Raw genomic sequence first — 12,440 nt, 5'->3', positions numbered from 1 at the left:
AGGTCGGAAGGAAGAGCGTCAAGCGGCGTGGTCACCCGACAAGAGAATCATGGTTCGCCAACGTTTTCAAAGGCAAACCGTCAGCCAACCGAAGTCGGTCTCCAGGTTTTTTGCGGATTGCGCCAATCGATCCCGGAGAGCAGATAGCCAAGCTGCGCGGGCGAAATCGAGATCGCGCCGTCAGCCGGGCTCGGCCACAAGAACCGGCCTTTCTCCAGACGCTTCGTAAAAAGGCAGGCGCCCTGGCCGTCATGCCAGATCACCTTCAGAAGATCGCCCCGGCGGCCGCGAAAGCAAAACAGATGGCCGCTCAAAGGATCGCGCTGCAAAACCTCCTGGACCTGCAAGGACAGCGACGGGAAGCCCCTGCGCATATCGGTGTGACCCGTCGCCAGCCACACCCGCACGCCGGTCGGAACCGGGATCATGGTCTCCTCCCGTCGGCAATATCGAGAATGCGCTTCAACGCGCCCATGTCGGCGCCGGGGCCAACCCGCACGCGCCGCCCGTTCAAAAGCTCGATCTCGATGCGATTATCGGCGGCGGGCGCGTCACTGGCGCTGTGATCGTAGATCGTGTCGCGGCTCTTCCCTGGCGCCGTCAGAGAGACCGGCAGGAATGCCGGTGCGGGCTCTGGCTTCTCGTCGTTCTTGGCCAGCTTCCGCCAACGAAACAGAAGGCTTGGCTTGATCCCATGCCTGCGGGCGACCGCTGACACATTCACGCCGGGCTGCAAAGCCTCGGCGATGATCGCCTGCTTCTCGTCCTCGCTCCAGCGGCGCCGGGTATCAGCAACTACGGAATACCGGCGGGCAAAAGTATCTCCAGACATAGGCACGGGCATAGCTCCTGTCGCGACAAGCGTCACAGACAAGACCTGTCTCTTACACGCCCCGCAAGGCGGCCCTCAGCGGAGGCTTACGACAGATATATACCTCCCTCGAATAAACAACTAGCTTTACGAAAAAATTTGGTCGATTAATCAATGCCCGCAAAAACACGCTATTTTAGCGACATGGACGATCATTTGAACGGAAGGGGCATTACGCCCTCGCAACTGAAACGTCTCAGTCGGGAGCGCCAAAATGCATATATGCGGTATTGGTTTGAGCGGAACTTTGAAGATCCTGCTCACGAAACCCCTTATGAAAGCCGCGAGGGAGGCTACCAATATTTGTGGGGCGGACCTTACGATGCCCTTGAAGAGCTTGAAGCTGAATTTGGCAGCATAATACGTTTCGAACGTATCGAGGAAGCGGCCAAGAATATCGAGGACGAAGATGGCATTCTGGAATGGGCTCCGGGGCTTGATCATTCTGACAAAAAGCCGCCAGCTGACGAATGGGAAGAAGAAATCCTTGATGAAAAGCTAAAACGCAAGTCATTGGATGACATTCTTATCGATTTGAAATCTGGCATCACGCCAAAATACGGTGACGACGCTGAGCTACAGCTTCGTCAAACCGCTATCGAAAAACTGGTACATCTTAAACAAGCTTTGGCTGCGTCAACGCCCTCGCATGGTGCCATAGGGCATAATAGACCTCCGTTTGACGAAGAGGCGTCCGAGGAAGCCGCTGTTCATGAGGCAAGAGAAGCACAGGAAACTATCTCTGCCGAGCTTACCAAGCAGGAACCAAACGCCCTTCAAGTTGCCGAGGCAACCTCGCGCTTACAGAAGGTGTCAAACTGGTTAGGGAACAAAGCTGATAAAGCTGTGGATCACTTCGTCGAAGCTTTTGGAAAGGCTGCGGGAACGGCGATAGTTGGAGGTTTGGCGGCAGTTTATTTCCCTTCCATTTCTGAAGCGGTGCAAGCTGTAACCGAATGGCTAGCGCATATAACAGCAAAGTTTTGACGGATGTCATAATTTGTCGGGTCTAAAATGGCAAGAAATAGTGTTTAGCAAATACAACAGAATGCATTTATTCGCCTTCGTGTAAGCATCGTGTCGAAATTTTTTGCTGGTGCAGGTTTTCCATTCGAGATTGGCGCGGAAGAAGACGTTAATACCGTTCTGCCTCGGGTATTGCCCTACATTTCACGATGATGGGACTGTTGAAGGCGCGGTTTCGGCCGCGCCCGGTTTCACCTCTTATTTAGTTTCCTTGCACGTTCTTGCGCTTTTGGGTTCCGGTTCCAGTCATAAGCTATTGTTCTTACTAGCTTTTGCTAAAGTCCTACGGGGCGCCAATACCTTTCAAATCATTGAATCGTTGTGTTTTCTTTTTATTGGGTGGGGGTGTGATCCATCATCGCCATGGCGATGATCGTCGCGGCCGGGGATAGAAGAGAAAATAGAAGCTGCACGCCACTGTAAGACCAAGGTCGCCAGCAGTTGGCATTCGCCTGGATCGCCCCTCAACTGCATGCATCGACGACGCATTCCTCGGCGAGTTCCAGCCTGCTATCCTTCTGGTGCAGCCCCCAGCGCCGCATCGCGTAGAGGCGCAAGGCTTTTGGAATGACGATGCGAAGGCTCCCGTCGCTCATGGCGTACTCGCAAGCAACGGCGGCCTTCTGAGCGTCCGAGAGCCACGACGCGGGTTTCAGGATAATCGCGATTTGAGTGTTCCACTCATCATCGCTGGGAACCTCTCCGGCAGGTTCATCGGCCTTTAGGGCCAGAATCCGCGCCAGCACAAAGTCCCGCCATTCCCGCCGTTCATAGCACCAGGCGCGCGTGTGCCAGCGCTCACCGTCACTGACAAGGCGCGACGGCGCAATCCAGCGCTCGTGAGCGTCAGGACGCGTCATGGACTGATAGTCGATCAGAACCTTCCGCCCCTTCTGTGCTGCATGTCTCAGGCGGGCCGCCGCATCGGCAGGCAAAGGCCGGTTCAGGTGCGGCAGTTTCGCGGTAAACGGATCTCCGCTTTGCGCCAGTTCATCCAGTCGCGCCCGCGCATCGACGGTTTCGAGAACGGGCACGAAGGACGAAGAGGCGGTGTAGGCTTTCGCGCGCGTATCGTACGAGATCGCCTCGCCTGCAAGCTTCATGTATTCGCGGAAATCGATGGCAGCCTGAGCTGGCGAAATGCCGAAGGCTTCGATGAGATCGGAGCGATTGATGCGCGCTTCCCAGAACAGCCGGTCCTCTATGAACCGAAGCCGTTCGTAAGCCCCATGGCGGAAAGCCTGCGCTGGATCATTCCTGTGCATGAGCGACAAGTTATCTTGACCATATTCCGCAGTCCATCTAAAAACTAGACGCACGAGGGGATTTGCGGGGGAAGACAATGCGATTGCTGCACACCGCCGACTGGCATCTCGGGCGTCAGTTCGATGGCCGCGCGCTGGACGACGACCACGCGCATGTGCTCGAACAAGTGTACGCGGTCATCGTGGCTGAGCAGCCGCAGGCGCTCATCATCGCCGGAGATTTGTTCGACCGCGCGGCCCCCTCTGAAGCTGCCGTCCGGCTTTTCAACGACTTCGTGCAGCGCGTCGTGAGAGATACCGAAACCGCGATCATCGTCATCGCCGGGAACCACGATTCTGCCGACCGCATCGGCGCCATGGGCTTGCTCGCAAGCCGCAATCGCGCGCTGGTTCGCGGCCCGCTCACCGCCATTGAAGTGCCCCTCATCCTTGAAGACGAGTTCGGCCCCGTCGCCATCTCGGGCCTACCTTTCGCCTATGAATACGCGGCACGCGAATGTTTTCACGACACCGCTATCGCCGCGCCGGTCGATGTCTTGCGGGCTCAGGTCGCCGCGGCGAAGGAGCATGTGCCCGCCGGTGCGCGCTGGGTCATCGCCGCCCATGCCTTTGTTTCCGGTGCCGTTGTGGGTGAAAGCGAGCGCTCGCTCAGCCGCGCCGTCGGCGGCATCGAAACCGTCACCGTCGATGTTTTCGAGGGCGCGCATTATGTGGCGCTCGGACATCTGCACCGGGAGCAGACGGTCGCTGGTGCCGAACACATCTGCTATTCCGGTTCGCTGCTACCGTTTGCCTTCGGCGAGGACGATCACGACAAGGGGATGCTGCTAGTCGATCTGGCAGAACATGGCGGTATCGCCAAGCGCTTCATCCCGTTTCAACTGAAGCGGCGCGCACGGACCATCAGGGGTACGATGGAAGCCATCCTGAGCGAGGGAGCGCTGAATCCCAGCCAGGACTTCCTTCGCATTGTCCTGACCGACGACGCCAGGGCGATCGACCCGATGAAGCGCATCCGGGAGTTCTATCCGAACGCCTGCCTCCTCGAATACGAAAAGGATATCGCTCTTGAAGCCCACCACCCCGGTGTCGCCCGCGCGACCAAACTGACCGATCCGGCGGAGGTCATCGCCGAATTCCTGCAATTTACGCGCAACAGCCCGCCGACCGACGCGGAGCAGGCCCTTATCGCACAAGCGCTGCATGGCTCTGCCGTTGAGAGCCGCGAGCCGGAACTGGAGATCGCATGAAGCCGATCTACCTCGTCATTCAGGCATTCGGCCCTTTCGCAGGCCGCCATGTGGTGGACTTCCGGCATGCGCTCGACTGCGGGCTGTTCGGCATCTACGGCTCGACCGGGTCGGGAAAGTCCAGCATTTTCAACGCGATGACGTTCGCGTTGTTTGGCGAGGCGGTGAAGGAAAAGGTCGATAACGCCTCGCTTCGATCCCACCACGCCGCGCCGAATCTCCCGACGCAGGTGGAGTTCGTGTTCGCGATTGGCGACCATCAGTATCGCGTCGCCCGCTCGCCAGAGCAGGAGCGCCCCGCCAAACGAGGCGGCGGCACGACGAGCGAACCTCATAGAGCCAGGCTGTTCGATGTCACGGGCAAGCCTGCTGAGGCACTGAACGATGAAGCCCCCGGCTCCCTGATAGCCGAAGGGAAGGTGCGGGACGTCAATCTCAAGGTCGAGGCGCTACTGGGCTACAAGGCCGAGCAGTTCCGTCAGATTGTGCTCTTGCCGCAAGGCCGGTTTGAAACATTTCTCACCGCCGATACGAGCCAGCGGATGGGGATTTTGAGAGAGCTTTTCGACGTCTCCCTTTATCGCAGCATCACCGAACGCATGAAAGAGCGGGCGGACGATGCTGAAAAGGAGGTCCGAAGACAGCGGGACGTCTGCGAGGGGCTTCTCCAAAGCGCAGGCTTTACCGGGATGGATGCCCTTGCCATCGGCATTGAGGAGGCGCGGAAGAACGTCGAGCTGAAACTGGAAGAACTGACCGCATGCAAGGCGCAAGGTGCAGCCGCCTTTGCGGCACTTCAGACCGCAGCTCAGCAGGATAAAAGCTTCCAGCAATACGCGGCCGCCATCTCAGCGCTGAACGGGCTCAAGCAGAAAGCCGACGCGTTCGCCGTCAAGCGCGAGAGGGTCAGCAGCGCTCGGAAAGCTCAAACCCTCGTCGCGTTCGACGATCAGGTGCGTATCGAACAGAAAGGCGTCGCCGACCTCGCCGAAGCGCTCGCGAACGCCCGCGCCCTCCGTTCTGCGGCGGAAAAAAATTACGCCGACCGGGAGAAAGCGCACGCGCTTCTCGCCGGGCGCAAAGATGAATTTGAGCAAAAGCGCGTCCGCGAACGCGACCTTCTCAAGCATCGCGAAACACTCCTTGGCACCGCGGCCCATCGCGATGAACTGACAAGCGCCATTGCTGCGCTCGATGCGACCAATACCACGCTGGACGCTGGGACTCGCGCCGCCACGCGCGCACGCGATGAGGCTCTGAGGTGCCAAAACGCCCTCGACGCGGAACGCGGAAATCAGGTTCAGCGCGCCGGTCTTCGGGCTTCGATTGCCGGCCTCAACGCTGACCTGACGGCTGCGCTGACCTTTGAGACAAAGTCTCGGGAAATCGCGACCGCTAAAGCCGGCCTTACGAGACAGACCGCCGCTTTCGATGACGCATCGCGATCACTCGAAGCGGCAAAGGCGGCCATGACAGACGCGGAGTCTGCCCTGTTCCGAAACCACGCCGCGTTGCTGGCGGGGCGGCTGATAGATGGCAAGCCCTGTCTTGTTTGCGGGTCCCTGCATCATCCATCGCCTGCCGAAGGAGGCGATGAAAGTGAGCGCGTCGCGGCGGATTATGAGAGTGCTCGGGAAAAACTTCGGGTCGCGCAAGACCATTACGACCGCGCCAGCGTTGCCCGCGCCACCGCCCAAGCCCACCATGCGCAAATCGCGCGCAACCTTGCCGAACTGAAAGCGCCCGCTCAGGCCTCCACGCAGTTGCGCGATACCCTGCAAGCCGCCGAGGCGAGCCTCAAAAAGCTCGGAGTTGATCGCGACCTCGCGGTTCTGGAAGCGACCCTTGGCAAGGCTCAAGCGGCTGTCGCCAAGGCCGACTCCGATATCGAGGCGGCGCGTCAGGCGCGAGACGCGGCCGAGACGTGCAAGGCTCTTGCGAATCAGCGGCTTGAGCAGGCTTTGACCTCGATACCGAACGACCTGCGCAATAGCCCTGCGCTCGACCGCGCCATCGATGAGGCGAAACGGGCCATCCAGCAGTATGACGCGTCGCTAAGGGCGGCTGAGGAAGCGAAAGACAAGGCCAAAGAGGCTTTTATAGCCGCCGATCGCGATGCGACCAACGCCGAGAGCAATCTGGCCGAAGCCAGAAGAAAGCTTGCGGCAGCGCAGAGCGCCTTTGACGAGGCGCGCGCGGCGGCGGGTCTCTCACCGGAAGCCTATCAGGCGTCGAAGCCATTCATAGCCAGCATTGAGGCTCTGGAGGAAGACATCAGGCGATATGCGACCGCCGTGGCCATCGCTTCAGAAGATGTCCGCAAGGCCGAGGAAGCAACGAAAGACCTCAATCGGCCCGACATCGACGCCCTGAAGAAGGCGCATGACGGTGCGGAGCAGGCGCAGAAATTCGCCGATGAAGCCTGCCATGATGCGCGCCACGTGCTGGAGACACGCGAGAAATTGCAAAAGGACGTAACGGCGCGCCTTCGCCACGTTGAAAAGCTGGAAGCCGAAACAGCGCCGGTTCGCGAACTGGCCCGCTATATGAGCGGGAAGGACGGTGCCAAGGTCGATCTCGAAACCTTCGCCATCGGTGCCATGTTCGACCGCGTGCTCGAAGCTGCGAACGCCAGAATGCGGCCCATGACGGCGAACCGCTACACGCTTGTACGCGAGCCCGAGACCAAGGGCGCGGGGCGCAAGGGGCTTGGGCTGTGCGTGGATGACATTTACACCGGGCGCACGCGTCCGACGTCCACCCTCTCCGGCGGCGAAACCTTCATCGCCGCTCTCGCCCTCGCGCTCGGGCTTTCAGACGTCGTTGAAAGCACCAATGGCGCCATCCGCCTCGATACCATCTTCATCGACGAAGGCTTCGGCAGCCTCGACGCCGACAATGAGTCGGGGACGCTCGATCGCGTTCTGACCGCGCTGCACAACCTCGCCGGTCAGACGCGCGCTGTTGGCGTGATCTCACACGTGCCGCTGGTCCGCCAGCATATCCCCAATGGTTTCGAAATCGTCCCCGCCGCCAATGGCAGCATGATCGAAGCGCGGTTCTGATCGCGCTCCAGTTCCTCAGATCCCAACGGGCTCGGAAAAACTCCATAAGAGCTCATGATTCAGGAAGCAGCTTCGAAATCCCTCCCTCTTCGACGATCTTCTGCACAAGATCCAGGGTTCGCGTGTCGATCAAACGCTGGAATAATAGGGCATCCTGCTCGGTCCATGCAGACTCCTCGTCTTCCTTGCGAGAAACTCGGATCAGACCATTCCAGGCATCAAGGTCATCGATAAAATCGTAGCGACCGCCCTCTATATGCTCTTCGTTATCGATCTTGGTAGCTTTACGTCGACGGTTTTCTGAGGCGTCAATAAGTCGGAAATTGCCGAGGGAGTTTCCGATAACCCAACGACGCTCACGGAAGTTTTTGCTAACCCGATAATCTTTTGGATAAAAAGTCGACCTCAAGTCGAGTCCAAATATATGCTGTGGGATGAGATGGTCTTTATCGACGGGTAAATCTTCGTCTCGCGCCGATGTTGGATCGTAATTGCTGAATTTATCGGCAAGATAAGACCTTTGAAGCCACGTCAACGCTTGTAAAATCAGCTCCTGATGAGTTGAAAGAAGACGCAAAGATGCTCCAGGACTGCGGCCTTCTTCATCAAACGCTTTGAACCGATCTTCCCATGTCAGGAGCCCGCCGCAACCAAGGATCCTATTCCTATATTCATCCCACATCCATGACGCCGGTACCTGACGCGAAAGAGACTTGCTGGTTAGGTCGGCAATGAGGGCTTTTAGGCTCTCGCTCTCCGTCGATACGCCTCCCGGCTTCGTATTCGCCGCAACGCTGAATACATGGAGGGCTGCTTTCTCGTGGTTCTCAACGAACAGGAGCCAGTAAAGCGTGAAGGCGATGATATTTTCTTTGCGCGCGGACCAATCAACGTCCTTTTCATGGACGGCCAGCAGCAGAAGGACATCAAGCAATTCGCGCGATAAGCGCGCCATCAGCATCGGTGGCAGGCCTGAAGGATTTCGCTGCGTGTCATAAATGAGGGCCTCCTTCAGCTTTTTAACCGCGCTAAAAAGCTGACCGGAAACGTCAGATGTTTGTTGAGCCGGGATGAGGAAAAGGAAATGATCCTTAGTGGCTGCGGCATTGCCGCTATTGAGCTTGTCGATCTGTTGGGGGATGGGGCGGCCTGTCTTCTCCCAGTCCTTAGCCTCTACCCAGGGAGCCAAGGCCTTAGAGATGCGAAATGCGCCAAGCACAAGGTCGACCTCGGAGGCGAAACGTCCTACCCGCTCTGTGATCGCACCCATCGTGTCGTGCACGAACGGAAACTTGTACTTGATGAGAGAGTAAGTCAGTTCATCATTGGTGAGGGACGTTCCCCCCTGGCCAATACGAGCGAACAGGCGAGCATACTCGTCCGATCTCGAGACAATAGACGGATCCACCTGCGTCAAAATCACCGTGGAGCTGAGAGCCGCTTCCAGAGCTTCAATGAGAGCGCTTACGACATCTGGCTTGGCGTTGTCGTATCCACATAGCTTTTTCACTGCGTCCTCGCACCCCCCTTCCACCAAGATAGCGGTCACGTGATCCAGCGGAACGGCACACGCACTATCGGCAAAATAAGGCCATGGGAACGCATCGGGGATGCCTGCGAAAATCGCTTGAGGTGTTTCGTCGGCCTTCTCCCCCTTCCAATTATCATAGGAAGCACGCCTTACTCGTAATTCCAGTTTCTGGTTGGGTTCGTTTTCCCTGTAGCCGAACGGTTGCCCCGTCGAATTTATGCGCAGGTGGAATCGCAGTTCGCCCGTTTGCTCCTTTCCCAGGTCGACCCAGATCCGACGCTCCCTTGTTAGCGGACCTTTGCCGAAGCCCAGCAAGACGGTTGCCAGGCGCTGCTGACCATCGAACAGGAGATAATCCTCAGGATGAACATCTCCAGTCCTGCCCTCGCTATCACGCCCGAATGAAACGGCTCGGTGAACCATCACGGTGCCGCTTGGATAGCCCCGAAACAAGCTATCCCAGTAATTTATGATCTGGCTGTTTCTCCAGACGACCGATCTCTGGATTGGCGGAAGCCAGAGTTTAGGGTGAGCATTAGAAAGAAACATATCGACGAGGCCGGAAAGCGGGAGCGTCGCGACCTGGTTTTGGAAAGCAAGGTCAACGGGCATGCGGTTCTCGATCATGTGAACGTCCATGCTGAATAGCGAAAATCAAAATGCCAAGAGAAGCGGCAATCTTAATCTAGGCCATTCGAACAAAACGCGCATCTGGCGAGTCAGCCGCAGCCTGACTGTTCGAACGATTTTTCGCTAATGCCATTCCTCGTGGCGAAGAGGCGCCGCGTTCAACAGATCACGCGTCACGCGCCAGGTTGGCAGGTGGCGATCGAGGAGCGCAAGCCCCCGCCGCGGCGCGGAAACGCCGTCAAGAAAGGTTTGGGATTTCTCCGGAATACCCAATGCGATTCAATGCGGGGATTTTTGCGGGTTGGGAATGCTAACGCATTGATCCCATTAAGATTTGGCGCCCCCTAGGGGAGTCGAACAAGCGCGATAAAACAATCACTTAGTAGAAAAAGTGGGACAATCAGGGCCTATGTAATCTCATGGCTCTTTTCACGAATGTCCCACCGCAAATGAGCTTTCTGGCGACCGCGCGACAGTGCTGCCGATCATCGAAGACTGCATCTCCTTTGACAAACTGCGAGGCAAGCGATGGGTAATGAGAACCGGGCGTCTATGCTCAAGATTAGGCTTACGAAGTCTGAAATGAACGCCCTGAAGGAGCGGGCCGGTGCCGAGGGATTGAGCCTCTCCGCCTGGGGAAGAGCGCGGCTTCTGAGCGTGCCGGATGAAGCGGCACAGATCATCGGGACCATGCGGCGGGCGATTTTCCTCGAGGCAGCAAAGCTGGAGATGATGCCCGAAGCGGAACTGCGCGCAGCGCTTGAACTCGAAGCCGCGGTGAACGCGAGCATCCTGTCCGAGCGCGAAGGATGATCGCCAAGCGCGTGAAGCGCGGCGTCGCGTCGAGCTATACGGGGCTTGCGACCTATATCCTCGGCCCGAAGGGCGCGCGCCGGAAGGAGGTGATCGAGCGATTATCCGATTACATCCTCGACAAGGCAGGCGCCGGCGGTCGCGTCGGCGGCATCAGGATCACGAATTGCGGGACGGACGAGCCCGACTGGGCGCTCTCCGACATTATCGCGACGCAAAAGCAGAACACGCGCGCCAGCGCGGACAAGACCTACCACCTCGTCGTCAGCTTCGCAGACAACGAGCGGCCTGGCGACGAGGTGCTGGAAAAGATCGAGGAGCGGCTCGTTTCCGCCATCGGGCTCGAAGCGCATCAACGCATGTCGGCGGTCCACATCGACACCGACCACCTTCACATGCATATCGCCATCAACAAGATCCACCCGACCAAATTTCGTGGCAGATCGACCGACCCGCAGCCGATCGAGGTCACGCGCGCCTTTCGGGCGGACCTCCAGAAATCGGGCGTCGGGATCGCGATGCTCGACGGCGCGGCGGATTGGCAAGAGGTGCATCGACGCTTCGAGGCGAGAAAGCTCGCCCTCAGGCAGCGCGGCGCGGGTCTATGCATCGAAGACGAGACCGGTCGCCGCGTCCGCGCCAGCACCGTCGACCGCGCCTTCGGCATCGGCCAGTTCGTGAAGCGGTTTGGCCCTTTTCAAGGCGATGGGCAAACGTTTGCGCCCGGTCACGTCAACCGGGCAACGAGGCGCGATCCGGTCTACGACCGCCTCTGGACGCAATATCACCTCGACCGCATCAGGAAGCGCAGGGCGCGCGAGAAGGAACTCCAGCGCATCAGGAAGGACGCCAACGACGCCTTTCAGCCGGTGCTCGACAAGTACAAGCGTTTGAGGTCGAGGAGCGCAAACAAGAGGCCGCCCGAGGGCCGGATGGATCATCTCAAAAGGCTTCGCGAGGAGATGACGCGGCGGGCGAGAGAGATCGCCCACGAGATGTCCGACAGACAGGATGTCGTCAGCCGCGCTTGGCCGCGTTGGAGCTTCGACGATTATCTGGCGCACGTTGCGCAGCAGGGCGATGGACAGGCGCTCGCGCTTCTCCAGCGCCGCAGCAGGGAGCGGGAGGCGCTGAATACCGCCTTCACCTGGGCGCCGAGCGGCGCGGATGCGCGGCGGATCGTCTACAGCCACCTGAAGCCTTACGTGCTGAAGAACGGGTCATCGATCTACTACCTGCGCGACGGCGGCAAGGCGATCGACAGTGCCGACAGGATTTATGTGCCCGAGGTTTCGCTTCAGGCGGCCTATCTCGCCATCGATCTCGGAGCGACGCGGTTCGGAGGCCAACCGCTCAGAATCGAGGGAACGGCGGAGTTCAAGGCGGCGGTGGTGAAGGCGGCGGCAGTTTCCGGCCTTCAGATCACGCTCGAAGATCGAAGCCTTGAGGCGCAGAGGCAAGCGGCGCTTGCCGAGCGGCAAGACATCCTCGACGACTACATCGCGCGGCGCAACGAGCACGCCGCACGCAGCCCCGGCTTTCCGCCGCATCGACCGTTTTGTCCGACAGATCGCGGTCCCTTCGTCTATCGCGGCCGGAGAACGCTGCCGCCCGGCGATCGTGCTCCAGCAAGGCGACAGCTATATCGTCAAGCCCGTCACCCTGCAGGAAGCAGAGGCGTTCGCGAAACTGACGCGCGGGGTGACCTTGCAACGGCTCGAACAGATCATCGAGAAACGCCACGGCTTGTCGAGATGACAGCCGACACCGATGAAGAGGTCTGGTTTCTTCCTCGCTGAGTATTTGGATGGCTTCGAAGGGTGTTGGGAACCTCAGGGCCTTGAGTTGCTTGCCAAAATTTTGGACCCGTCAGCCAGTCCCGAACGTGATGGCACAGATCGGCCTCACCCTTCGTTTCAGCTACACGTTCAAGGCGTCGCCGGTCTCTGAGAACATTGCTGAGTCGAAATAGGCCTCGGCGGAGATAAG

At 58.8% G+C, this 12,440-nt stretch carries 9 protein-coding genes; 5 read left to right on the top strand and 4 right to left on the bottom strand.

What is annotated here, in order from left to right; translation table 11 throughout:
* Positions 1-80: 80 nt before the first annotated feature.
* Together tnpB and tnpA are read right to left on the bottom strand one after the other, a co-directional pair.
* The gene (gene tnpB / locus RVAN_RS09545) at positions 81-428 is read right to left on the bottom strand and encodes an IS66 family insertion sequence element accessory protein TnpB (protein ID WP_013419097.1); all 348 of its coding nucleotides are present in this window, start codon (positions 426-428) and stop codon (positions 81-83) included.
* Positions 425-832: an IS66-like element accessory protein TnpA gene (tnpA, locus tag RVAN_RS21005; RefSeq protein WP_041787200.1), complete on the bottom strand. Its 408-nt coding sequence runs from the start codon at positions 830-832 to the stop codon at positions 425-427. The genes tnpB and tnpA overlap by 4 nt, the downstream gene beginning before the upstream one ends.
* A 153-nt stretch (positions 833-985) precedes the next feature.
* On the opposite strand from tnpA, the gene RVAN_RS18970 reads away from it, so the two are divergent.
* On the top strand, positions 986-1,858 hold the full coding sequence (locus RVAN_RS18970; protein WP_013419525.1) for a hypothetical protein: 873 nt from the start codon (positions 986-988) through the stop codon (positions 1,856-1,858).
* A 503-nt stretch (positions 1,859-2,361) separates the two neighbouring features.
* Here RVAN_RS18970 and RVAN_RS09530 read toward each other — a convergent pair.
* Positions 2,362-3,162 carry a WYL domain-containing protein gene (locus tag RVAN_RS09530; RefSeq protein ID WP_013419524.1) on the bottom strand — a complete coding sequence of 267 codons (801 nt, stop codon included), beginning with the start codon at positions 3,160-3,162 and terminating at the stop codon, positions 2,362-2,364.
* A gap of 77 nt (positions 3,163-3,239) precedes the next feature.
* Between RVAN_RS09530 and RVAN_RS09525 the strand changes: the two genes are divergently transcribed.
* Positions 3,240-4,412, top strand: a complete 1,173-nt coding sequence (locus tag RVAN_RS09525; RefSeq protein WP_013419523.1) for an exonuclease SbcCD subunit D — start codon at positions 3,240-3,242, stop codon at positions 4,410-4,412.
* Positions 4,409-7,477 (top strand): AAA family ATPase, encoded by a 3,069-nt coding sequence (locus RVAN_RS09520; RefSeq protein WP_013419522.1) that lies wholly within the window; start codon positions 4,409-4,411, stop codon positions 7,475-7,477. The genes RVAN_RS09525 and RVAN_RS09520 overlap by 4 nt, the downstream gene beginning before the upstream one ends.
* A 52-nt stretch (positions 7,478-7,529) precedes the next feature.
* On the opposite strand, the gene RVAN_RS09515 is transcribed toward RVAN_RS09520, so the two are convergent.
* Positions 7,530-9,635 (bottom strand): DUF262 domain-containing protein, encoded by a 2,106-nt coding sequence (locus RVAN_RS09515; RefSeq protein WP_013419521.1) that lies wholly within the window; start codon positions 9,633-9,635, stop codon positions 7,530-7,532.
* A 531-nt stretch (positions 9,636-10,166) separates the two neighbouring features.
* Between RVAN_RS09515 and RVAN_RS09510 the strand changes: the two genes are divergently transcribed.
* Together RVAN_RS09510 and RVAN_RS09505 are read left to right on the top strand one after the other, a co-directional pair.
* Positions 10,167-10,451, top strand: coding sequence for a plasmid mobilization protein (locus tag RVAN_RS09510; RefSeq protein ID WP_013419520.1), 285 nt, complete (start codon positions 10,167-10,169; stop codon positions 10,449-10,451).
* Positions 10,448-12,250, top strand: coding sequence for a relaxase/mobilization nuclease domain-containing protein (locus tag RVAN_RS09505; protein WP_013419519.1), 1,803 nt, complete (start codon positions 10,448-10,450; stop codon positions 12,248-12,250). The genes RVAN_RS09510 and RVAN_RS09505 overlap by 4 nt, the downstream gene beginning before the upstream one ends.
* Positions 12,251-12,440 lie beyond the last annotated feature (190 nt).

Origin of the sequence: Rhodomicrobium vannielii ATCC 17100 (assembly GCF_000166055.1) — a bacterium.
GTDB lineage: Bacteria > Pseudomonadota > Alphaproteobacteria > Rhizobiales > Rhodomicrobiaceae > Rhodomicrobium > Rhodomicrobium vannielii.
Note: the sequence above shows the minus strand (reverse complement) of the source record. Positions and strands in the feature narration are given on the sequence as shown.